Consider the following 22,938-nt stretch of genomic DNA (forward strand, 5'->3'; position numbering starts at 1 on the left):
GAGGGACCGGTTCCCTGGATGCCGCCTACAACCCCTCGCCCCGAAGGACTTCCGCGAACCGCCGGTCCCCTGGCGCCAGCTCCAGCCGGAGCATTTCAAGAACGTCCACCCAGGCCAGCGCCGCATGTTCCAGGCAGACGGGTTCCCCGGCGAATGCCACCCGGTGGAATTCGATGACGAAGGGGGAGCCGGGATCTTCGATGGCATACAGCGCCTCCCCGCAGGCGAGCACCTCCACGCCCAGTTCCTCGGCCAGTTCCCGCCGGGCGGCGTCCTGGGGCGACTCGCCCGGTTCCAGCTTGCCCCCGGGGAATTCCCAGAGGCCCCCGTGGCGCTTGTGCGCCGGGCGCCGGCACAGGAGGAACCGGCCGTCCCGTTCCGCCACGGCGGCCACCACGCGGATCCTCCCTCCGGCCCCCAAGGCCCTACTTCGCCCGGGGCGCCAGCACGGCGAGGGTCAGCCTGGAAACGCAGGTGAGGTCCCCCGCGTCGTCCCGCATCTCGATGGACCACACCTGGGTGGTGCGGCCCAGGTGCACGGCGCGGGCCACCCCCGTCACCCAGCCCCGGGAGACGCTCTTGAGGTGGTTGGCGTTGATCTCGATGCCCACGGCGCTGTGGCCCTCGGGCACGGCGAAGCCCGCGGCGCAGGAGCCCAGGGTCTCGGCCAGCACCACGCTGATGCCCCCGTGGAGGATGCCGAAGGGCTGGCGGGTGCGCTCGTCCACGGGCACGCGGCCCGTGAGGTGGTCCGGACCGATCTCCAGGAATTCGATGCCCACCCATTCCACGGCGGTCTTGCGGCTGATGGCGGCGAGGATGTCGAGGGTGATGGGCTGCTTCCAGATGGCCATGGGACTCCAGGGGGGTCGGGAACCTTGATTGTGACCTGAACCCGGCCTTGCGCGGAGGGCCTATACTGGCTGGGAATACGGAAACGAGGAGCAGGGATGCCCAACCGGGAGGATGTCCGCACGCTGCTTGACCGCCTGGAAACCATCCTGGGCCGCCTGGAGGCCAGTATGCCGGTCTGGAACGACGGGGCGGCCCTTCTGGTCCAGCTGGAATCCACCCTGACCCGCCTGGACCGGACCGAGCTCCGGGGCCCCCAGGCCCATACCGCCCGCCTGGAGGCCCTTGCCGCCCAGGGACGCCTGCTGGAACGGCACCTTTCGGACGCCCTCCAGGCCATGGAAAGGTTCACATCCGGAGAAGCTTGACCTCCCCGGGCTGGAAGCTCATGGAGAGGTTCCCGTGGGTGTCGAAGTCGTGCACGTCCCGGGCCAGGCCGTGGGTGGAGAAGAGCTGGGAGCCCCGGCGGGCGGCGTTGCCCGAGGCCCGGCGCAGCGCGTCCAGGTGCACGGTGAGGTACTGGGGGTTGTGCACGTCGGTGTTGGCCACCACCACGAACACGCCCCCCTCCTGCACCAGGGCGCCGCGCAGGGCGTCCTCCACGAACCCGAAGGCGATGCCGGGGTCCCGGGGGGAGTTGAAGCCCAGGGGCACCGCGTTCTCCAGGCGGGTGAAGGTGGCGATGTGGTCCCGGCGGAACGCCGACACCCAGGCCAGCTGGTCCGGAAGCTCCCAGCGGCCCTGGTTCAGGTAGTGCAGGGCGTACCGGTCGAACAGGGCGAGGCGGCCGTAGTAGGGGTCCTTGGGATCCAGCTGGTAGGCCTCGTTGGGGCGGCAGTCCAGGCCCGTGTTCATGGGCTGGAGCTCGTACACCTCCTGGCCGGAATTGAGGAAGGGCACGCCGTTGGGCATGAAGAGGTTGAGGATCGTGAGCATGCGGGCCAGGGGCCGCCCCCCTTCCCGGGCCGCCAGCCGGGGGGTGTCGTGGGTCTCCCCGCAGGCGTACACCGGGCACGGCAGGTTCCGGGCCTCGTACATGTAGTGGTGGGTCTTGAACTCCAGGACCCGGGGCTCCTGGAGGAAGCCGTCGCCCAGGATCATGTTGTAGCCCAGCTCCCGGGCGACGGCGGCGCGCTCGATCTCCATCTCCTCGGCGATGAAGCAGAAGTGCGGATCCACGTGGCGGGCCCCGCGGATGATGCGCTCCACCAGCTCCCGGGGCAGGGCGTGGCCCATGTCGATGCGGGCCCCGTCGATGCCGAACTGGGTCTGGTAGAAGGGGATGATGCCCGCCAGGAGCTCCCAGAGGGGTTCGTTGCGCACCTTGCCCTGGTAGAGGTTGGCCTTGATGACGTCGAAGAGGATGTAGGGCGCGTACTCCCGGTCCAGGTGGGGCACGGAGGCCTCGGGGTGGTCCAGGTACATGCGGAAGAAGGTGACGTCGTTCCAGGCCGGCTGGGGGTCGTTGATCTGGTCCGAGAAGGCCGGCGCGATGGTGAGGCCGAAGCGCCGCTGCACCTCATCCATGACGGCCGCGCCCGGGTCGGCGCGGAGGTGGGCCTGGAGTTCGGCCCAGCGTTCCGGCTGGGCCTGGCCCGGGTTCTCCACGAACTTCGCCAGGTGCTGGCGCACCTCGGCGCTCTGGTACACCACCGGCAGGAACTCGGCCCTGGGCCGGATCTGCACCCCCAGGCCGGGCACGTAGGGGGGCTTGTACCCCGCCAGGTCGGCGTGGCGGATCCAGTAGAACCAGTCCGGGTGCTCCAGGATCAGCTCGGAATCCACCGAATTGGTGCGGGGGATGAGATCGATCATCACGTGCATGCCCAGTACGTGGCAGGCCTCCACGAAGGCGCGGAACTCGTCCTCCACCGTGAAGTCCGGGCCCGTCATGGGGTCCTTCAGCCCCGGATCCAGGGAGAAGAAGCTGGAGACGCCGTACGGCGAGCCCAGCTCCCCCTTCTTGTCCCGCAGGGAGAACCGGGAGATGGGCAGGAGGTACACACAGGTCACGCCCATCTTGTGGAGCAGGGACAGCAGCGCGATGGACTTCACGAAGGTGCCGGTCTCCCGCAGGCCGTAGAGGTCGGCGTCCTCCAGGCCCCCGGAGCGGTCGTGGTCCCAGGCGGTGGAGGTGCGCACCATCATGGAATACACCGTGGCGCGGCGGATCCAGTCGCCGCCCTCCAGGCCGGGCTCCATGTCCAGGTGGCGGCTGAGGGGCTTGCCCCAGGTGCGCACCCGCCCCATGCGGGGCTCCACGAACCGGCGGATGGCGTCCCGGTAGAACCTGTAGGGGTTCACCACCAGCTCGCCCCAGGGGGTCTTGCGCAGCTCCTCGCCCTGGTAGTCGAAGCAGTTCCAGAGATCGGGCACGGTGTAGTTGAACACCTGGTCTTCCGTGGCGGCGACCCGCGCGTCGAGGATCCGGAGGAGATCTTGGAGTTTGCTCATTCCGGGGCTCCCGGCTCTGAAGGTTCTATGCCTCGATTCTAGCGGAGCCGTCACCCTCCTGCACGGCCCTGAGCTTCCGGCGCAGGGCGGCCATGGCGTAAGGCTTGTGCAGGAGCCACACGCCGGGCAGGTCCCGCACGAGATCCTCCACGCCCCCTTCCAGGAAGCCCGTGGAGAGGATCACCGGCAGGGTCCTGCGCAGCTCCTTGATGCGCACCAGGGTTTCCGCGCCGCTCATGCCGGGCATGTTGTGGTCCAGGACCACCAGGTCCACGTCCAGCCCCGCGGCGATGCGGTCCAGGGCCTCCTGGCCCCGGGAGGCGGTGGTGACGCCGTGGCCCAGGAAGGCCAGGACGGTGGGGAGGGTTTCCAGGATGATCGGGTCGTCGTCCACCAGGAGGATCCGCAGGGGCGGGCCCGGGTCCTCGGCGCCGGCCTCCTCCGTTCCGGGACCGGCGGGCCCGGGCCCCGCCGTGGCCGGGAAGCGCAGGGTGACCCGGGTGCCCTGCCCCACCTGGCTCCGGATCTCCATGGAGCCGCCATGGGCCTTCATGGTGCCGTAGACCCCGGCGAGGCCCAGCCCCGTGCCCTTGCCCACGGCCTTGGTGGTGAAGAAGGGCTCCATGGCCCGCTCCACCACGTCGGGAGCCATGCCCTGCCCCGTGTCCGACACGGCCATCTCCACCCACCCCTCGCCGTCCACGCCGGTGCGCAGGTCCAGGGCGCCGCCCTGGGGCATGGCGTCCAGGGCGTTGACGCAGAGGTTCATCAGGGCGTTGGCGATGGAGGAGGGCTCCCCCAGCACCGCCGGCAGGCCCGGGTCCAGGTGCGTGGCGATCTCCACCCGCGCCAGGGTGGTGCCGTGGAGCAGTTCGATCTGCCGGCGCACCACCTCGTTGAGGTCCACGGGCCGCGGGTCCTCCAGCCCCTTGCGGGCGAAGTCCGTGAGGCCCCGCACCAGCTTCCGGCCCCGCTCCCCGGCGCTGAGGATGGTCTCCAGCGCCCGGGCCAGGGCGGCGTCCCCGGCGTACTGGGCCTGGAGGGTGGAACCCAGGGCGATGATGGCGGCCAGGATGTTGTTCATGTCGTGGGCCACGCCGCCGGCGAGGCTGCCCAGGCTCTCCAGCTTCTGGGCGTGCTGCAGCTCCCCCTCCAGCCTCCGGCGCTCGGCCTCCGCGGCCCGGGTGGCGGTGAGATCCTGGCTGAGGGTCAACAGGCAGCCCTCCCCCGACAGGTCCAGCACCTTGGCGGAGAGGAGCACCGACACCTCTCCACCGTCCTTGCGGCGCAGCTCGGTGGCCCGGGGCGCGATGCCGCCCGTGGATTCCAGCTCGGCCCGGAGGCCATCCCGGTCCTCCTCGGCCTTCCAGAGGCCCAGCTCGCTGGAGGTCCGGCCCAGCACCTCCGCCCGGGTCCAGCCGTAGACCCGGCACCAGGCCTCGTTCACGTCCAGGAAGCGGTTGTCGGAGCGGCGGCTGATGGCGATGGGTTCGTGGGAGAGCTGGAAGACCCGGGTGAAGCGCTCCTCCTCCCGGGAATAGGCCCGGTGGGTGTGCTCCAGGCCCCGCAGGAGCAGCGCGATGGGCAGGGCGATGAAGGCGCTGAGGAAAAGGCCGTTCACCGAGACCACCACCCAGGTCTCGAAGACCTCCGCGGGGCCGCCGCCCATGGGGCCGTTGACCATGACCCCCGCCCGCACCGCCACGGCGCACCCGGCCAGGGTGGCCAGGGCCAGCCCCCAGCAGGCCAGGGCGGCCCGGGGGCTGAGGAGGATGGCCGCCAGCACCGGAATGGCCCCCAGCCAGAGCATGCCCGCCCCCGCCGAGCCCAGCCGCGCCAGGAGCACCAGGGAGAGCAGGTACAGCAGCGCCACCAGGCCCCAGGCCCGGGCGCGGTAGCTCCACCCCGCCAGGAGCGCCGCCCCCAGGACCCAGGCGTAGGCCAGCACGTCCACGGCCGCCACGGTCCAGAACCGCACCTTCAGGGACAGCAGGAAGCTGGGCACCAGCACCAGGGGCCCCAGCACCACGCCCGCCGCCAGCATCAGATCGAGGATCCGCTGCCGCCAATAGGCCACGTCCCCCTCCCCGGCGGGGGGGACCTGGAGCGGCCTCTGGAGAAGGGCCCGCAGGGAGCGGAAGGTCATGGGGGGTCCGGACTTTGAGTGGTGATTCGGCCCATTGTGAGGCATCCGGCATTTACGTCCACTGGAACCTTGGGCCGGATGGCCGTCACAACTCCCGGGGACGGGCTGGTCCCCGGCCCCCGTCCCGGGCGACACTGGAAGCGAGGAGCCTGCCATGTCCTGCTGTTCCGACCCCAAGGGTTCCTGCTGCGGCCAGCCCCAGGCCCTGCCCTGGTTCACCGCCCTGTGCGACCCGGTCTTCCGCCGTCGCTTCCTGGCGCGGTACTGGCGGGAGCTGCTCGCGGGCGCCCTGTCGGGAGCCGCCGTGGGCTACGCCGCCCTCGCCCACGGCGAGGGCATCGGGGGCCTGGGCCCGGCCCTGGGCGGCCCCTGGATCCACCTCAACGCCAGCGCCGTGCTCCCCGCGACCCTGGCCGGTGGCCTGGTCCTGGCCCTGGCGCCCCGCCCCTGGCCCACCGCATCCCTGCGGACCCTGCTGGTCCTCGCCCTGGGCGGCGGCCTGAACGCCTTCCAGGAAGGCGCCTGGCCCTCCCTGCCGGTGTTCATGGTCCTGGGCCTGCCGGCCCTATGGATAGCCTGGTTCCTTTTCTCGAAGGTGATGGGCCGGGGCCGTCCCTGATAAAGGATCGACCGGGATGAGGGGGACTGGAGGACGTTAGCAGACATCGTCTTTCATCCCCTTCATCCCCTTCATCCGATTCATCCCCGTTCCCGCAGGGCCAGCGCCGGGGTGGGGCGGCGCTCCTGGAATCGACATGCGCCGACCCATCCCGGCTTGGGCCCTGCGGGAACGGGGATGAATCGGATGAAGGGGATGAAGGGGATGAAAGAGGGAATCGGGTATTGGCCGCAGACTATGCGCCGTTCGCTCGCTACAATTGGTTCATCCCCTATCAGGAGCCCCGACGCATGCTGCATCCCCACGTCCCGGATACCATCAAGGCCTTCGGCAAGCACCTCTTCGCCACCTTTCTCGGGCTCGTCATGGCCCTGGGGCTGGACAACTGGAACCATGAGCGGCTGCAGAAGCACGTGGCCCAGGACGCCCTCGCGAGCGTCCTGCGGGAGACGGACGCCAACCGGGAGGCCCTGCGGAAACTGGCCAGCACCAACAAAGACCTGCCCGGGGAGCTGGCCGTGACCATCACGGCCCTGGAGAGCCTCCAGGACGCCCGGGCCCGGCGCCAGCCCTGGGTGTTCCCCGAGAACCTCGGCAACCTCCTGATCATGCACACCGCGGGCAACCTCAAGAGCTCCGCCTGGAACATGGCCCTGGCCAACCAGTCCGTGCAGCGGTTCCCCAAGGCCAAGGCGGCGGAACTGGCCGATATCTACCAGCAGCTGGGCCGGCTCCAGGCCTTCCTGGACCTTCCGGTGGACTACACGCCCCTCACCGCCCTATCCGGGCCCAAGTCGGGGGCCGACATGAAGGCCCGCCTGGAGCGCTTCAGCCCGGGCGAGATCGAGCGGCTCATCGAGGGGCTTCGGGCCCTCAAGGTGCGGTTCGAGCTGGTCCACCTGTGGGCGAATGGGCTGATGAAGGATCCCGAGAAGGCGTCCTCCTGAGGCTGCCGCAACCCCATCCCCTTCCCGGAGCTCCCCGCCATGCTGCATCCCCACGTCCCCGACACCCTGAAGCACTTCGGAAAGCACCTCCTGGCCACCTTCCTGGGCCTCCTGATGGCCCTGGGCCTGGAGCAGTGGCGGGAGCACCGCCACGACGCCAAGGTGGCTTCGGAGGCCCTGCGGGCCGTGGACGCGGAGATGGCGGAGAACCTGGACCGGGCCCGGACCCAGATCGCCCGGTGCGAGGCCAGCCTCAAGAGCCTCTCGGAGGTCGAGGCGCGCCTCGCGGCCATGGCCGAGGCCCGGAAGAAAGGCACCCTCCCCGACGAATCCCCCCTGGCCGTGAACACAGGCGTCGCCCTGGATTTCGTCCCCGACGCCTGGGACGCGTTCAAGGCCCAGGGCCTGCTCCGCTTCCTCCCCCAGGAACGCACCCGCCGCCTTTCCCGCTTCCACCGCATGGCCCGGGCCCTTCCCGAAATGGCGCGGCTGAATTTCTCCGGGGGGGACGCCTTCATGGTCCTGGCCTCCCGGCTCACCGAGAGCCCCGCGGCGTGGGCCAAGCTTCCGGCGCCGGAGTTCGACCGGTTCCGGGACGGGGTGCGCCTGACCCGGCTCTACTTCACCTGGTCCCAGAGCCAGCTCACGAACCTGGAATCCGCGGGGCTGGAAGCCCTCAAGCCCTAGGGCGTGTTTGCAAAGTAGGAGGCCCCGCGATGGTGGCACCGGCCATGGCAAGACAAGGCACGCGAGGAGGCCGTATTGGATATACGAACGACGAGCGTAACGCGGGATTGCCGTGGCCGATCTTTGCATCACTTGGGTCCACTCAATGTGGACCCAAGTGGTGCAAAGATCCACCCGAAGGGCGGCGCCCAGAGGCCCGCCTATCGCGTGCAAGTCCCTTGAAAATATGCCCCATATTCCCTGCGGGCCTTGCGCTCGATAATCGGGCCTCTGGGCGCCGTCGCGGGGCCTCCTACTTTGCAAACACGCCCTAGCATGATCAAGGCGCTCTGGCTCCTGCCCGCGCTGTCCCTCTTCGGGCAGTGCCAGGTTCCGTCCACCTGCGTCCGGCTGGAGGCGGAAGCCCCCCGCCCCGGGACCTGGCAGGCCCCCCGGTGGCGGGCCCCGGGCCAGCGGCGCATCGCCCTCGCCCTGCGGGGCGGGGCCGCCAAGGGCCTCGCCCACATCGGCGTCCTCCAGCGCTTCGAGGAGGAGGGCCTCCCCGTGGACGCCATCACCGGCACCAGCGCCGGGGCCTTCGTCGCCGCCCTGGCGGCCTCGGGCTTTTCCGGGAGCAACCAGGTGCGCGTCTTCCAGGAGATGAATTTCAGCGCGCTCCTGGACGACCGGCGCCGGTCCATGGGGCTCACCCTCGCGGAGGAGGAGGACAGCAACGCCAACTTCCTCAACCTGCTGGTCACCGGGAAGAAATCCGACATGATCCCCGGCCGGGCGCGCACCCTGCGCGTGCAGAAGAGCCTCTATGGCCTCCTGGGCCACGCATTCCTCACCTTCGGGGAGGACTTCGACCGCATGCGCATCCCCATCCGCATCGTCGCCTCCGACCTGCGAACGGGGGATCCCTGGGTGTTCCGGCGCGGGTCCCTGGCGGAGGCCGTGCAGGCTTCCATGACCATTCCGGGCCTCCTGGCGCCGCCGGAGGTGGAGGGCCACCAGCTGGTGGACGGGGGCCTGGTGGAGAACCTGCCCGTCCTCATCTCCCGGCGGGAATTCCCGGACATGGTCCAGGTGGGCGTGGACATCGCCCGCAAATGGGACGGCACCCACGTGCGGGACCTGGTGACCCTGTTCAACCGGTCCCTGGACGTCTCCATGCGCCAGAGCGAGGAGCGCAGCAGGAAGGCCGCGGACGTACTCGTCACCCCCGACACCGCGGGCGTCGACGACTTCGATTTCCAGGGCCAGGTGAAGGTCCTGGTGGCCGCGGGCCGGAAGGCCTTCGACGAGCAGTTGGCGGCCCTGGAGCAGCAGATCCATGGCCCCGAGGGCGAGCGCATCGCCACCCGGAACCCCCTGGAAGTGGTCCCACCCGGCTCGCCGGAGATCCAAAGGCTGGTGGAAGCCTCCCTGCCCCCCGGCGGCGCCCTCCGGTACCGGGATCTCTACCGGCTCCTGCGCCGCCTCCACCACCACCTCCCCCTCGCCGACGCCTGGGTCGAGATTCCCGCCGACCCCGCCCGGCCCGCCCAGCTCCACACCGTGTTCCAGCCCCCCGTGAGCCGGGTGGAGATCCAGCTCCCCGCAGGACTCCCCGAAGCGGAGGCCCGCCTGTACCGGGAACGGGTGGCCGTCCCGGGCCTGCGGCCCGGGGATCCCTTCTCCCCGGAGGCCATGGACGCCTGCCTGGCGGAATTCCCGCTGTACGCCGCCCTGCCCCACGTGGCCTACCTCCGGTTCAAGGCCTCCACCTTCGATCCCGCCACGGGCCTCCTCGCCTTCCGGGGGGAGGCGGTGCGCCTGGATGGGATCGACGTCGCGCCCGCGTTCTGGGAAGCCCCCTTCCACCGCTTCTTCCGGGACCTGGAGGGCCGGCCCCTCTACCCGGGGGACCTCCTCCAGCGCATCGACATGGCGAGGATCCGGTTCGGCATCACCGGGTTCAGGACCCCTCCCGATTCCCAGCCCGGCGCCGCCAGCCTCCGGGTCAAGCTCCTGCCCGAACGGGAAATGTCCGTGGGCCTCTCCCTGGCCCCCGCCTACGGCACCACCTGGGGTTCCCACCTGGGGCTCGGGGCGGAGGTGCGCAACCCCATGGGCGTGCCCATCGCCCTGGCGCTGGAGGGCGCGATCAATTCCAGGCAGAAGCGCGCCGCCCTGCACCTGGACCGGGAGCTCACCTGGCTGCCGGGCCTTGGCTACACCGCCTACGCCGAATTCGCCCGCCAGCGCTACGAGAACGATCTCGTCACGGCGGAGGGGCCCGCCGGGGTCGACGACCTCGTGACCCGCCACCAGAGCCTGGGGTTCGGCCTCTGGGGCCGCTTCGGCGGCGACGACCACGGCATGGTGCGCCTGGGCGTGGAGGAGCGCCGGTCCTCCTTCTCCACCTCCGCCTTCGATGGGAGCCGGAACCTGGAGCGCACGGTCCAGGCCTCCGTGGAATGGGACGATTTCGATTTCCACGCCCTGCCGCGGGAAGGGACGCTGCTCCGGCTCCGGGGCGGACGCAGCTTCCAGGTCCAGGGGGACCTCCCGGCCTTCAAGTTCGGGTACGCCCGCGCGCGCCACATGGTGGGCCTGCCCTCCCTGCCCTTCAGCCTCGATTTCGACGCGGAGGCCTGCCTGGGCTGGAACACGCCCCTCCCGCGCTGGTACGCCCTCGGCGGCGCCGATTCCCTCATCGGATCCCAGGGCGCGTCCTTCCTCATGCCCAGCGCGGCCCTCTTCCGGTTCGGGGCTCCCCTCACCTCCGTCAGCGTGTTCGGCATCGGCGTGCAGATCGCGCCGCGGCTGGACTGGGGGCGCTTCGCGGTCCGGCCCGGGGACCTGGGCCGGGGGTCGCGGATCTTCGGCAAGGGCGTGGTGCTGCGCTCCATCGTCCAGACCTTCCACGTGACCCTCTCCTTCGGCCAGACGGAACGCCGGGATGCCGGGCAGCAAATCACCCGCAAGGGAAGCGAATTCACGTTGCTCGTCGGAACCCGCCCCCTGGATTTGTGGAAGCAGCGATAGGAGGGGTCAGGGTTCCTCCTCCTCATCCAGGATCACCGTCCCCAGGCTGAGCACCTCCCCGGCCTCCACCAGGGGCAGTTCCTGGACGTCGCGGAGCTTGCGGCCGATGGCGCGGGTGCGGCGCGCGGCCTCGTCCACGGTGCTGGAGGCCTGCTGGAGCTTCTTCTGGACCTTGTCCAGCACCAGGCCGTAGCTGGTCCATTCCGTCTTCACGGCGCCCAGGAGGTTCCACACGTCGCTGGAGCGGCGCTGGATGGCCAGGGTGCGGAAGCCCATCTGCAGGCTGTTCAGGATGGACCAGAGGGTGGTGGGCCCGGCGACGACCACGCGGCTCCGGCTCTGCACCTGGTCCAGGAGGCCCCGGCGCCGGATGACCTCGGCGAAGAGCCCCTCCGTGGGCAGGAAGAGGATGCCGAAATCGGTGGTGCGGGGGGGGTTCAGGTACTTGTCGGCGATGTCCTTGGCGCACTGCCGGATGCGCAGCTCCAGCTGGGCCCCGGCCTCCTCCGCGGCCACGGGGTCCGCGCGCTCCTGGGCCTCGGTGAGGCGCTGGTAGTCCTCCACGGGGAACTTGGCGTCGATGGGCAGCCAGACCACCTCGTCGCCCTGGCCCGGCATGCGCACCGCGTACTCCACGCGCTCGGCGCCGCCCTTGGGGGCCACGTTGGCCTCGTACTGGTCCGGGGTGAGCACCTGCTCCAGGAGCGCGCCCAGCTGGACCTCTCCCCAGGTGCCGCGGGTCTTGACGTTGGTGAGGACCTTCTTGAGGTCGCCCACGCCCGCGGCCAGGGCCTGCATCTCCCCCAGGCCCCTGTAGACCTGCTCCAGGCGCTCGCTCACGAGCCGGAAGGACTCGCCCAGGCGCTTCTCCAGGGTGCCCTGGAGCTTCTCGTCCACGGTGGCGCGCATGGCGTCCAGCTGCCCCTCCACGGACGCCCGGAGGGCGTCCAGTTCCTTCTTCTGGGCCTCGCTGAGGCCGGTGAGGACGCGCAGCACGGAATCGTTGGCGTTCTTGAGCCCGGCGCCCACCTCCTCCCGGAGGGCCTTGGCGGCGGCCGCGCCCTCCTGGCGCGCGGCCTCCAGCTTCTGCTCGTGGGTGCGCACCAGGTTGGCGAACTGGGTGGAAAGGGTGTCCACCAGGATGTTCAGCGAGGCCGCCAGCTCCTGCCGGGCCTGGCGCGCCGCGGCGGAGGCCTCCTCCCGGTTCCGGGCGAACTCCTCCCGCATGGCGCGGTCCCCGGGGCCCCGGCGCAGGAGCGCCACCTGGCACGCGGCGACGAACACCAGGACGAACAGGACGGCGGCAAGGAGGGTCTCGGTCATGCCTTCTCCGGGTCGGTGGGTCTCCAGCCTACCCGAGGTACGCCTCCACGACGCGCTCGTTGCGCCCCAGGTCCTCCCGGGTTCCCGCCACCGCGACCCGGCCCCGCTCCAGGACGTAGGCGTAGTCGGCCACCTCCAGGGCGGTCACGGCGAACTGCTCCACCAGCAGGAGCGTGGTGCCTTCGGCCTTGAGCCGGCGGATGGCGGCGTAGACCTCCTGGATGATCACGGGGGCCAGGCCCATGCTGGGTTCATCCAGAAGCAGCACCTTGGGGCGGGCCATGAGGGCCCGGGCGATCGCCAGCATCTGCTGTTCGCCGCCGGAGAGGGTTCCGGCCTGCTGGCGCCGGCGTTCCTTGAGGCGGGGGAAGCGCTCGTAGGCCTCCTCCAGGTCCCGCGCGGCCCGGCGCCGGTACCCGAAGAACCGCGGCAGGCGCGAATAGGCGCCCAGGAGCAGGTTGTCCTCCGTGGACAGCGGCCCGAAGATCTTCCGGCCTTCCGGGGCGTGGGCCAGGCCCAGGCGCGCGATGCGGGAGGCATCCCGTCCCTCCACGTGCTCCCCGTCCAGGACGATGGCGCCCCGGGTGGGGCGCAGGAGGCCCGAGATCAGCCGCATGGCGGTGGTCTTGCCGGCGCCGTTGGGCCCGATGAGGGCGACCACGGAGCCCTTGGCCACCTCCAGGGAGACGCCCTGGAGCACATCCACCGTGCCGTAGCCTCCGTGGAGGTCCTCGATGCGGAGCATGGGCGCGTTCATGGGGCGGACTCCCGGGGCAGGCCGAGGTAGGCCTCCAGCACCCTGGGATCGCGCTTGACGTCCTGGGCACGGCCTTCGGCGAGCATGCGGCCCCCGTCCATGACGGTCACGTAGTGGCAGAGCTCGCTCACCACGTCCATGTGGTGCTCGATGAGCAGGATGGCGATGCCGCGTTCGTGGACCTTGCGGATGACGCCCATGAGGCGCAGCACGTCGGGATGGGCCAGCCCCGCGGCGGGCTCGTCCAGGATGAGGACCGCCGGCCTGCGGGCCAGGGCCCGGGCCAGTTCCAGGAAACGCTGGGCGCCGTAGGTGAGGTCCCGCGCCCGGACCCGGGCCTCGGCCTCCAGGCCCACCAGGGCCAGGGCGTCGGCCTGGGCGCGGCGCTCCTCCTTCCGGCCCAGGCCCGCCACCAGGAGCGGCAACGGCATGCGGAAGGCGCCGTGCAGGGCCACCAGCACGTTGTCCAGGGCGCTGAGCTCCCCGAAGAGCTGGAGGTTCTGGAAGGTGCGGGCCACCCCGGCCCGGGCCATGGCCACCATGCCCAGACGGGTGACGGGGGCCCCCTGCAGACGGATCTCGCCGCCGGTGGGCGGGTAGAGGCCCGATACGACGTTCACCAGCGTGCTCTTTCCGGATCCGTTGGGCCCGATGAGGCCGTGGATGCTGCCGGATTCCACCTGGAGCGTGATGCCGTCCACCGCCCTGACGCCCCCGAAGTGCCGCCGGAGCTCCTTCACGGCCAGCACCGGCCCGGGCCCGTTCTCCTGGGCGGGAAGCGCGTCGTCCAGGGCGGATGGCGCCGGCAGGGACGCGGGGGGCACCCGGAAGACCCCCTCCAGGAAGCGGGAGGCGAAGCCCATGAGCCCCTCGGGCAGGCCCACCACCACGGCGAAGAGCATGAGCGCGAAAATGCCCTTGCGCCAGTCCTCGGTGTTCTTCACCAGGAGCCCGCCCACCGCCAGGAGCGCCATGGCGGCCACGGGCGCCAGGGCCTGGAAGGCTCCCGAGCGCCTTCGCGCCAGCCCCCGGATCCCCGCCGCCAGGGCCGCCAGAAGCCCGAGGAAGGCCAGGACCAGGAAGAGCCGGCGGTCCGAAAGGAGGTTGGGCAGGAGCACCACGACGCAGGCCCCCACGAAGGCGCCCCAGAGGCTCTTGCGGCCGCCCAGCACCACCCCCAGGAGCAGGATCACCATCAGGTCGTAGGTGAAGATCTGCGGCTGGAGGTACTGGAAATTGAAGGCGTAGAGGCCCCCGGCCAGGCCCCCGAGCCCCGACCCCAGCGCGAAGCCGGCCACCTTGTGCCGGTAGGTGCCGACGCCCATGGCGTCCGTGGCGATGGGGCTGTCCCGCAGCGCCTCGAAGGCGCGGCCCCAGTGGGAGGCCAGGAGGTTGCGCATGGTGACCCACACCAGGGCCAGGGCCGCCAGGCAGAGCCAATAGAAGCCCCGGGGCTCCAGGGCCATGCCCAGGAAGCGCGGGCGGGCCAGGCTGAGGCCCTGGGCGCCGCCCGTGAGGGATTCCAGCTCGTTGAGGGCGGTGACGGTCAGGGCCGAGAAGCTCAGGGTCGCCAGGGCGAACTGCGGCCCCTCCAGGCGCAGCGCGGGCAGGGCCAGGAGCCCGCCCAGGACGAGGCCCACCAGCGCGGCCGCCAGGAGCGCGGGAAGGAGCCCCCCGCCGAACCGCGTGACCACGATGCCGGCGGCGTAGGCGCCCAGGCCCAGGAAGGCCACCTGCCCCAGGTTGATCTGGCCCAGGTAGCCCACCGAAACGTCCAGGCCGATGAGCAGGACCCCGTAGATGGCCAGGAGCGTCAAGAGACCCAGGGCGTAGGGATTCGTCACCGCCACGGGAACCGCCGCCAGCAGGGCCAGGACCAGCACCTCGGCGCCGCGAAGGAGCAGGAAGCGCCGCATCACACTTTCCGGATGATGGCCCTGCCGAACAGCCCGTAGGGGCGCGCGGCCAGCGTGGTGATGAGAAGGACGAGGCCCGGCGCCTCCCGCCAGCCGCTGCCCAGGTAGAAGCTGGCCAGGCTCTCCAGGGCGCCCAGGGCCATGCCCACCACGACCACCCCGAACCCCGAATCCAGGCCGGCCACCACGGCCACCGAGAAGGCCTTGAGCACCAGCACGGCCCCCATGGTGGGCCCCACGGTGGTGATGGGCGAGACCAGGATGCCCGCCAGCGCGGCCACGGCCCCCGAGAATCCGTAGCTGAGCATGACCGTGCGCCGGGAGGAGATGCCCATGAGTTCGGCGGCCTCCGGATCCGCGCTCACGGCCTCGAAGGCCTTGCCCTGCAGCGTGGCGCGTTTGAAGAGCTCGATCAGGCCCATGACCGCGAGGGCGCCCACGGCCACGGACAGCTCCAGGGGCGTGACCTCGATGCCGAGAACGCGGATGGCCTCCGAGGGGATGGGCGTGGGGAAGGGCCGGTCGTCCCGGCCCCAGAGGTTCTCCGAAGCCGACAGGAGGAACAATCCGAGGATGATCGTGAGCATGATCCAGCCCTCGGACTTCTGCTGGAGGGCCAGGCGCACCGCGGCCCGCTCCACGGCGAGGCCCGCCAGCGCCCCGAAGAGGAGGGCGCAGGGGACCATGAGGCCGTAGGGAAGGCCCAGGTCGGTGAACGTGAGGGCCACGAAGGCCGACACCATCACCAGTTCCCCCTGGCCGAAATTCAGGCTCCGGCTCGTGGCGTAGGTGAGCTGGAACCCGTAGGCGATGAGCGCGTACACGAGGCCCATGAGGGCCCCGCTGACGGCCATCTGCCCGATGATGCGGAGGTCCATGTCAGCGGGTCTTCCTGACCTTGGATGGCGCCGAAGGCGGCACGGGCTTGTCGGACCGGGCCAGGCGCTCCCGGTCGGCGGGGTTGCCGAAGACCACCCTGCCGTCCTGCACCATTCCCATGACGGTCTGCTCCTTGCGGAAGGCCTCGTGGGTCTCCTCCCGATTGGGGTCCCACCGGGAATAGGGATGCACCCAGGTGGCGATGACGCCCTTCACGGGCTCCTTCAGGTCCTCCAGGGCCTCCTTGATCCGGTGGGTGTCGGTGCTCTGGGCCTGGCGCACCGCGGCGGCGAAGATCAGCACCGCGTCGTAGCCCTGGGCCGCCGACACCGGCGAGGCCATGCGGGTGACCTTGTAGGTCCTGTGGAAGTTGTCGATGAAGGCCTTCACCCGGGGATTGATGGGCTCCTCGATGAAGGTCTGGGGCATGAGGGTCCCGTTGCCGTTCCTGCCGGCATTGTCGATGAAGTTGGACATGGAGAGGGTCCAGCCGCCGATGAGGGGCACCTTCAGGCCCAGCTTGGCCATGCCGTTGGCCACCGCCGCCAGCTCCGGCCCGATGCCCCAGATGAGCACCGCCTGGGCCCCCCCGCTCTTGGCCTTGAGAAGCTGGGCCGTCATGTCCTTGTCCCCGATATTGAATTTCTCCGCGGCGACCACCTTGAGCTTGCCGCCCTGCGCCGCGATCTCGCGCACCAGGTCGTCCCGGCCCGAGACGCCGTAGTTGGTGGAATCGAAGAGCAGGGCCACCTTCTCGAAGCCGCGGCGCTGGGCCTCGGCGACCACCATGGAGGACTGGATGCCGTCATGGGCCGCGAACCGGAAGATGGAGAGGTCCCGCACCCCCGCCTGGGACCACTGGGTCATGGACTGGGAGCCCGCGGCGGGAGTGATGATCTTGGTGATGCCCTTTTCCTGGAAATGCTTGTCTCCGGCCATGACGACGCCGGTGTTGACGGAACCCAGCACCCCGGCGAGATCGGGCATGCTGGAAAGCTCCTGGGCGATGAGGGCCCCCCGCTCGTTCTTGGCCTCGTCGTCCCGCTCCAGCACCTCGATCCGGAGCCGGGCCTTGCCCACCTGGATGCCGCCGGCGGCGTTGATCTCCGCGATGGCCAGCCGGGCGCCGTCCCGCATGGAGAGGCCCATGGGGGCGGATCCGCCGGAGAAGGGGCCGGTGAGGGCGATCTTCACCGTATCGGCCCCCGTCAGGGGCAGGACCGCCAGCACAAGGGCCAGGGACGAAAGCGATCGAAGGACCATGGCGCACTCCCGCAAGCAAGGGGATGGAGGAAAGAGCGGCATAACCATAGCCCCAATCCAGGAACTTGCAAGGGTTCGAAAGCGGCGATTTCGGGAGCCTCAATCCTTGGATTTAAATGACCTAGACGTCATCATTGGGCCGGCGGCGCCCCGGCCTGCGGGCGACGCCCCGGGCGCCGGAGCCCTGGGTCCAGTAGCCCTCCTCGTGGGCGAAGCAGACGTCCTCCATGTCCTGGAGTTTCTCCTGCAGGAAGGTCCGAGCGTCGGCGATGGCGAGGTTGTAGACGCTGGGGGCGATCTCCTCCAGGCAGTATTTCAGGAACAGCGAGGCCTTGAGGTCCCCCACGTCCTCGCCGAGATTCTCGTCGAGGTAGCGCCGGATCGAGGCGGTGAGGCGTTGTTCCACGTCCTTGGGCAGCTTGATGTCCATGTGCGCTCCGGCTACCAGGATAAGGCCTCGGCGGCCCCGCGCAGCGCGGCGGGGTCCGGCGCCAGGATCCGGCCCCCGGCCTCGGCCACGGGGCGCAGGCCCCGCAGGGCGCTCACCAGGGCCAGGGCCCGGGCCCGGGCCAGGTCCTCCCAGGTGAGGGGGGCCTCCCGGACCAGACCCGCCTCCAGCAGCACCCGGCGCCCGATGCCCGGCAGGGCTCCGTCCTCCAGGGGGGGCGTGAGGAGGGCGCCGTCGAGGACCGCCACCAGGGTGCTGCGGCCCCCGTCGCTGAGGCGGCCCTCGGGCGTCGGCGCCAGCACCTCGTCCAGGCCCCGGGCCCGGGCCTCGGCCTGGAGGAGGTGGTTCTCCAGGTAGCTGGTGGTCTTGAAGCGCGTCAGGGGGCCCGGGTGGCGCAGGATTTCCCGGCTCAGGCCCAGGCGCAGGCCCCGGGGCGGCGCGGGCTCCAGGGGGCCGGTCCAGGCCAGGAGGCGCCCGTCGGCGGCCAGGAGCCGCAGGACCCCCTCCGGGGGCAGCTCGAGGCGCCCCTCCAGGTCCGGCGGCGGCGCCCCCAGCCCCAGGAAGGCGCATCCCGCGGCGAGCCGCTCCAGGTGCCAGGGCAGCCACCGGGCCCGCCCCCCCTGGACGCGGATGGTTTCGAAAAGTCCGGCCCCGAAGCGCAGGGCGCTCCCGGCCAGGTCCACGTTGGTGTCGGTCACGAGCTCAAGCATCGGACGAGGCTCCTTCCCTTGTGCACGGTCTCCTCGTACTCCGCGGCGGGGTCCGAATCCCACACCACGGCGCCGCCCACTCCGAAGCGCAGGCCGGTCCCCGCGGCCCAGGCCGAGCGGATGAGGAGGGCGAACTCCCCCTGGGCCAGGTCGCTGCGCAGCCAGCCCAGGCTCCCGGTGTAGAGGCGCCGGGGGAGGGGCTCCAGCTCCCGGATGAGGGCCATGGCCGCCAGTTTCGGGCAGCCCGTGATGGATCCCCCGGGGAACAGGGCCTCCAGCAGCCCCCCGAAGGTCCAGGACGCGGGCAGCGCCCCGGAGACGTCGGCCACCAGGTGGTGCACGTGGGCATAGCTCTCCAGCAGGGCGAAGGCGTCCACCCGCACCGGGGGCGGCCCGCAGAAGCGGCCCAGGTCGTTGCGCAGCAGGTCCACGATCATGGCCAGTTCCGAACGGTCCTTGGCCGAGGCCAGGAGCTCCCGGGCCGCGGCCAGGTCCCGGGCGGGGTCGGGGTGGCGGGGGGCGGTGCCCTTGATGGGGCGCGTGAGCAGGCGCCCCCCTTCGATGCGCAGGAAGCACTCGGGGCTGGAGGACGCCAGGGTCCACCGGGGATCGGCCACCAGGGCGGAATAGGGGGCCGGGTCCAGGGCGTGGAGCCGCCGGGCCAGGACCGCCAGGCTCCCCTCGAAGGCCCAGGTCTCCTGGCGGGCCAGGTTCACCTGGTAGACGTTGCCCCGGGCGATCTCCTCCCGGATCCGGGCCACCTTGGCCATGTGGGAGGCCGCGTCCTCGGTGTCCCCGGTCTTCCATGCGCGGAAGGCGCCCCGGCCCAGGGCGTGCCGGGCCCGGTCCGCAGGGGGCCCCTCCCGGAGCGCGGTGTGCAGGACGCCCCGGGCGCGGTCGTACACCCGCACCGTCCGGTACAGCGTGAGCCGCACGTCGGGCACGGGATCCCCGCAGAAGGGCCGGGGCGGCAGGGCGGGGTCCAGGGCGTAGCCCCGCTCGTAGGCCGCCAGGGCCACCAGGTCGGGCAGGATCTCCGGGGCCTCCCCCCGGCGGTGGAAGCGCAGGTCCCCAAGGGCCAGGTCGTCCAGCTCCAGCAGGGGGTCCTCGGCCAGGATCAGCCAGCGGCCCTTGCCGTGGAGGAAGGCGAAGGGCGTGGCCGGCAGGTCCTCGAAGAAGGCCGCCTCGTCCAGGTCGCAGGTCCGGGCCCGCCAGGTTTCAGAGATGTCCCAGGAGCGCATTGCGGAAGATCTCCGGGCCCAGGGGCGTGAGGAAGGAATCGGGGTGGAACTGCACCCCCGCCAGGGGCAGGGTGCGGTGGCGCATGGCCATGACGAGGCCGTCCCCGGTGCGGGCGCTGATCTCGAAGCCGGGGGCGGCCGTGACCACGAGGCTGTGGTAGCGCCCCGCCTCCAGGGGGTCCGGGAGGCCCCGGAAGAGCCCCCGGCCATCGTGGTGGACGGCGAAGGCCTTGCCGTGCACGGGCTCCGGGGCCCGTTCCACCCGCCCCCCGTGGGCCACGGCCAGCACCTGGTGCCCCAGGCACACCCCCAGGATGGGGATCCGCCCGGAGAAGGCCCGCACCGCCTCCAGGGCCAGGGTGGCCTCCTCCGGGGCCCCGGGCCCGGGGGATAGCACCAGGAATTGGGGATCCGCCTCCTGGAGCGCCGCCAGGTCCGCCCGGTCCCGGCGCCTCAGGTCCACCGAGGCCCCGGCCTCCACGAGGCAGCGGGCCACGTTGTGGGTGAAGGAATCCAGGTTGTCCAGGAGAAGGACGCGCATCAAGACAATCTACCCCACCCGGCGGTTCCGCTCCCCCTCAGGAGCGCTTGCGCCAGGCCTCCGAGGCCCGCTTCTGGCCCTCGGCCACGGCCTGGGGCGGCAGGTCCCGCTCCAGCCGCTCCACGGCCTGGGCCGAGGCCGGGTCCCCGCCGGCCTTGGCCAGGAGGAACCACACGTAGGCCTCCTGGAGGTTCCGGGGCACCCCATCGCCCACCAGGAAGGCCGAGGCCAGGAGGGCCTGCGCCGGGGCGAAGCCCTGGTCCGCGGCCTTGCGGTACCACTGGACCGCTTCCGCGGGGTCCTTGCGCAGGCCGTTGCCCTTGGCCAGGAGGGCCCCCAGATGGCACTGGGCGTCGGCATTGCCCTGCTCCGCGCCCTTGCGGGTCCACTTCAGGGCCTCCACCAGGTCCTTGCCGGCCCCTTCCCCCCGCTCCAGCATCCAGCCCAGGGCGGCCTGGGCCGCCGGGTTGCCGTGCTCGGAGGCCAGGCGGTACCACTTCACGGCCTGGCCGGGATCCTTGGCGACGCCCGTGCCCGCGGCGCACATGGCCCCCATCTGGCCTTCCGCCAGGGGGTCGCCCTTCTCCGCGGCCTTGCGGTACCACGCGGCGGCCTGGGCGGGATCGGCGGCGACCCCCTCCCCGGCCTCGTACATCCACCCCAGCAGCGACTGGGCGCCGGTTACCCCCTGCCCCGCGGCCTTGGTGAGCAGGGCCACGGCCTGGGCCGGGTCCTTCTTCACGCCGTCGCCCCGGGAGCAGAAGTAGCCGGCCAGGTACTGGGCGTTGGGATCCCCCTGGTCCGCGGCCATGCGGTAGTACTTCAGGGCCTCGGCCGGGTTGCGGGCCACCCCTTCGCCCTTGTCCAGCATGACGGCCAGGTTGTACTGGGCCAAGGCGCTGCCCTGCTCGGCGGCCAGGCGATAGAACCGCGCGGCCTCCCCGGGGTTCTTCTCCACCGCCTCGCCCTGGGCGCACATCCAGGCCATCTGCACCTGGGCCTTGAGGACCCCCTGCTCCGCGGCCAGGCGGTACCACCGGGCGGCCTCCGCCATGTTCCGGGGCACCCCGTCCCCCCGGGCGAACATCTCCGCCAGGGACACCTGGGCCTGGGCCACCCCCTTTTCCGCCAGCGGCTGCCAGAGGGCCATGGCCCCCGCATAGTCCTGCCGCTGGAAGGCCTCCGCCCCCTTCTTCAGGTCCCGCGGCTCCCTGGAGCAGGCGAGGACCACGAGCAGGGCCGTGGGGAGGGCGATGGCGTGGAACTTCATGGCTTCTCCGGGGGGCTACCCCAATGCTGACATCCCCCGCCCGAAAATCCTAATGCCACCCCCACCCGGCTCGGGAAGGGGGCGATGGGGGGGACGGCACGTGGGCGTCCGTCCCGGATCCTCACCCCGGGTCGGGAGGAGGCGATCATTTTGATTTTCAACTTCAGATTGATCGACCGGCGCCGAAGGGGAATGCCTGTAAATTCCCAGCCCGAGGCATGCGGCACGGACCTTGCACGGGGAAAGAATCCGAACGGCCGTTTCAGGCCCGCTTCATGGAAACAAGGCAGGAGGCATCCCCATGGAACAGCGCACCCTCAGCACCCGGACCCGCGTGGAAAGGCGGGCCGAGCCCCCAACGTACCGGCAGCAGGTCACCCGGGCGGTGAATCCAGCCACCTTCGAGGTGATCGGCAATGTGCCCCAGACGCCGGAAGGCCTGGTGCCGACCTTCGTGGAACGGGCCCGCAGGGCCGCGGACGCCTGGGGGCTGGCCGGATGGGAGGAGCGGGGGCGGACCCTGGGCAAGCTGCGCGCGCTCATCGCGGCCCGGGCCCAGGACATCGCGGCGACCATCTCCCGGAGCATGGGCAAGCCCCTGTTCGAGGCCCTGCACTGGGACGTGGCCATGGTGCTGGAGGACCTGGACGACTACCTCAGCCACGGCGAACGCTACCTCGCCGACGAGAAGGTGGACCTGCCCGCCCGCATGGAACGGCACAAGACGGCCCTCGTCCGCTACGCCCCCCGGGGGGTGGTGTGCATCATCTCCCCCTGGAACTTCCCCTTCGAACTGGCCATGGCCCCGGCGGTGGCGGCCCTGGCGGCGGGCAACGCGGTGATCCTCAAGCCCACCTCCGCCGCGCCCCTGGTGGGCGATTTCCTGGAGAGGCTCTTCGCCGAGGCGTTCCAGGACTGGCCGGGCCTGGCCCAGGTGATCCACGGGCCCGGCCCGGTGGGCACCGCGGTGGCCACCGCGCCGGGGGTGGATTTCGTGTGCTTCACGGGCTCCACCGCCGTGGGCCGGGACCTCCAGGCCAGGCTGGCGCCCCTGCTGCGGCCCTGCCTCCTGGAGCTGGGGGGCAGCGACCCCCTCATCGTCTGCGCCGACGCCAACCTGGAGCGGGCCGCCAACGCCGCGGTGCACGGGCGCTTCGCCAACAACGGCCAGGTGTGCGCCGCCGTGAAGCGCGTGTACTGCCACGAGTCCGTCAGCCGCTCCTTCGTGGAGAAGGTCATCGCCAAGGTGAACCTCCTGAAACTGGGCCCCTGGGACAACCCCACCTCCGACATCGGCCCCCTGGCCAATGACCGGGCCATCAGCGCCCTCCGGTCCCTCCTGCACGACGCCCTGGACAAGGGCGCCAAGCTGGTGGCGGGGGGCTTCCCCGCCATCCAGGCGGGCTGGTACTGGCAGCCCACCGTCATCACCGGCGTGGACCACTCCATGCGCATCATGAAGGAGGAGACCTTCGGGCCCATCCTCCCCATCTGCACCGTGAAGGACGACGAGGAGGCCCTGGAGCTGGCCAACGACAACCCCTACGGCCTGGACGCCTACGTCTTCACCAACGACATGCGCCGCGCCCACCGGATGGCCAACCGGCTCCGGGCCGGTTCCGTGAACATCAACGATGTGGGGGTCAACTACGCCATCCGGGACCTCCCCTTCGGCGGGGTCAAGCAGTCCGGCCACGGCCGCTGCCACGGCCGGGCCGGCCTGCGCCTGTTCACGGACCCCAAGGCCATGGTCATCGACGATGGGGCCACGGACACGGAACCGGCGTGGTTCCCCTATGACGGCGCCAAGCTGGAGCAGGCGAAGGAGCGTTGCTCGGGAATCCAGTAGCCGGCCCCCGTCCCCGGTTAGACT

General features: G+C 71.2%; 20 protein-coding genes. 6 read left to right on the forward strand and 14 right to left on the reverse strand.

The genetic code is table 11. From position 1 onward, the window contains the following. Positions 1 to 25 precede the first annotated feature (25 nt). Entirely contained in the window at positions 26 to 397 is a 372-nt protein-coding gene (locus R2J76_RS14810; RefSeq protein ID WP_316412410.1) for a (deoxy)nucleoside triphosphate pyrophosphohydrolase, read from the reverse strand. A gap of 28 nt (positions 398 to 425) precedes the next feature. After that, a complete protein-coding gene (locus R2J76_RS14815; RefSeq protein ID WP_316412411.1) occupies positions 426 to 854 on the reverse strand; it encodes a hotdog fold thioesterase in 429 nt (142 codons plus the stop codon). A gap of 96 nt (positions 855 to 950) precedes the next feature. Here R2J76_RS14815 and R2J76_RS14820 point away from each other — a divergent pair, with 96 nt between their 5' ends. After that, positions 951 to 1,220, forward strand: a complete 270-nt coding sequence (locus R2J76_RS14820; RefSeq protein WP_316412412.1) for a hypothetical protein — start codon at positions 951 to 953, stop codon at positions 1,218 to 1,220. Here R2J76_RS14820 and R2J76_RS14825 read toward each other — a convergent pair. Then, on the reverse strand, positions 1,201 to 3,306 hold the full coding sequence (locus R2J76_RS14825) for an alpha-amylase family protein (protein WP_316412413.1): 2,106 nt from the start codon (positions 3,304 to 3,306) through the stop codon (positions 1,201 to 1,203). The two genes, R2J76_RS14820 and R2J76_RS14825, sit on opposite strands and share 20 nt — an antisense overlap. A 25-nt stretch (positions 3,307 to 3,331) precedes the next feature. After that, positions 3,332 to 5,452 carry a hybrid sensor histidine kinase/response regulator gene (locus R2J76_RS14830; RefSeq protein ID WP_316412414.1) on the reverse strand — a complete coding sequence of 707 codons (2,121 nt, stop codon included), beginning with the start codon at positions 5,450 to 5,452 and terminating at the stop codon, positions 3,332 to 3,334. Positions 5,453 to 5,606: 154 nt separating this feature from the next. Between R2J76_RS14830 and R2J76_RS14835 the strand changes: the two genes are divergently transcribed. The 4 genes from R2J76_RS14835 (at position 5,607) to R2J76_RS14850 (ending at position 10,717) form a co-directional block, all read left to right on the forward strand. Further along, positions 5,607 to 6,071, forward strand: a complete 465-nt coding sequence (locus R2J76_RS14835) for a hypothetical protein (RefSeq protein WP_316412415.1) — start codon at positions 5,607 to 5,609, stop codon at positions 6,069 to 6,071. 290 nt (positions 6,072 to 6,361) lie between these two features. Continuing rightward, positions 6,362 to 7,018 (forward strand): hypothetical protein, encoded by a 657-nt coding sequence (locus R2J76_RS14840; protein ID WP_316412416.1) that lies wholly within the window; start codon positions 6,362 to 6,364, stop codon positions 7,016 to 7,018. A gap of 39 nt (positions 7,019 to 7,057) precedes the next feature. Next, positions 7,058 to 7,705, forward strand: a complete 648-nt coding sequence (locus R2J76_RS14845) for a hypothetical protein (RefSeq protein ID WP_316412417.1) — start codon at positions 7,058 to 7,060, stop codon at positions 7,703 to 7,705. Between the two features lie 315 nt (positions 7,706 to 8,020). Then, positions 8,021 to 10,717 carry a patatin-like phospholipase family protein gene (locus R2J76_RS14850; protein WP_316412418.1) on the forward strand — a complete coding sequence of 899 codons (2,697 nt, stop codon included), beginning with the start codon at positions 8,021 to 8,023 and terminating at the stop codon, positions 10,715 to 10,717. 6 nt (positions 10,718 to 10,723) lie between these two features. Here the strand turns inward: R2J76_RS14850 and R2J76_RS14855 are convergent, their stop codons facing one another. From R2J76_RS14855 to R2J76_RS14900, 10 genes are all read right to left on the reverse strand, one after another. Beyond that, the gene (locus R2J76_RS14855) at positions 10,724 to 12,040 is read right to left on the reverse strand and encodes a DNA recombination protein RmuC (protein WP_316412419.1); all 1,317 of its coding nucleotides are present in this window, start codon (positions 12,038 to 12,040) and stop codon (positions 10,724 to 10,726) included. Between the two features lie 28 nt (positions 12,041 to 12,068). Beyond that, on the reverse strand, positions 12,069 to 12,785 hold the full coding sequence (locus R2J76_RS14860; RefSeq protein WP_394366841.1) for an ABC transporter ATP-binding protein: 717 nt from the start codon (positions 12,783 to 12,785) through the stop codon (positions 12,069 to 12,071). An 8-nt stretch (positions 12,786 to 12,793) separates the two neighbouring features. After that, positions 12,794 to 14,713 carry a branched-chain amino acid ABC transporter ATP-binding protein/permease gene (locus R2J76_RS14865; protein WP_316412421.1) on the reverse strand — a complete coding sequence of 640 codons (1,920 nt, stop codon included), beginning with the start codon at positions 14,711 to 14,713 and terminating at the stop codon, positions 12,794 to 12,796. Further along, the gene (locus R2J76_RS14870; RefSeq protein ID WP_316412422.1) at positions 14,713 to 15,591 is read right to left on the reverse strand and encodes a branched-chain amino acid ABC transporter permease; all 879 of its coding nucleotides are present in this window, start codon (positions 15,589 to 15,591) and stop codon (positions 14,713 to 14,715) included. Before R2J76_RS14870 ends, R2J76_RS14865 begins: the two co-directional genes overlap by 1 nt. 1 nt (position 15,592) lies before the next feature. Beyond that, complete coding sequence (locus tag R2J76_RS14875) at positions 15,593 to 16,855, reverse strand: ABC transporter substrate-binding protein (RefSeq protein WP_316412423.1); 1,263 nt, start codon at positions 16,853 to 16,855, stop codon at positions 15,593 to 15,595. Positions 16,856 to 16,976: 121 nt separating this feature from the next. After that, the gene (locus R2J76_RS14880; RefSeq protein ID WP_316412424.1) at positions 16,977 to 17,285 is read right to left on the reverse strand and encodes a DUF2164 domain-containing protein; all 309 of its coding nucleotides are present in this window, start codon (positions 17,283 to 17,285) and stop codon (positions 16,977 to 16,979) included. An 11-nt stretch (positions 17,286 to 17,296) separates the two neighbouring features. Further along, entirely contained in the window at positions 17,297 to 18,013 is a 717-nt protein-coding gene (locus R2J76_RS14885) for an aminotransferase class IV (protein WP_316412425.1), read from the reverse strand. After that, positions 17,998 to 19,254 carry an anthranilate synthase component I family protein gene (locus R2J76_RS14890; RefSeq protein ID WP_316412426.1) on the reverse strand — a complete coding sequence of 419 codons (1,257 nt, stop codon included), beginning with the start codon at positions 19,252 to 19,254 and terminating at the stop codon, positions 17,998 to 18,000. The genes R2J76_RS14885 and R2J76_RS14890 overlap by 16 nt, the downstream gene beginning before the upstream one ends. After that, a complete protein-coding gene (locus R2J76_RS14895; RefSeq protein ID WP_316412427.1) occupies positions 19,232 to 19,795 on the reverse strand; it encodes an anthranilate synthase component II in 564 nt (187 codons plus the stop codon). The genes R2J76_RS14890 and R2J76_RS14895 overlap by 23 nt, the downstream gene beginning before the upstream one ends. A 37-nt stretch (positions 19,796 to 19,832) precedes the next feature. Continuing rightward, positions 19,833 to 21,065, reverse strand: coding sequence for a tetratricopeptide repeat protein (locus R2J76_RS14900; RefSeq protein ID WP_316412428.1), 1,233 nt, complete (start codon positions 21,063 to 21,065; stop codon positions 19,833 to 19,835). 301 nt (positions 21,066 to 21,366) lie between these two features. Here R2J76_RS14900 and R2J76_RS14905 point away from each other — a divergent pair, with 301 nt between their 5' ends. Beyond that, complete coding sequence (locus R2J76_RS14905) at positions 21,367 to 22,914, forward strand: aldehyde dehydrogenase family protein (RefSeq protein WP_316412429.1); 1,548 nt, start codon at positions 21,367 to 21,369, stop codon at positions 22,912 to 22,914. Positions 22,915 to 22,938: the final 24 nt, after the last annotated feature.

The organism is Mesoterricola silvestris (assembly GCF_030295405.1).
GTDB classification, from domain to species: Bacteria; Acidobacteriota; Holophagae; order Holophagales; family Holophagaceae; genus Mesoterricola; species Mesoterricola silvestris.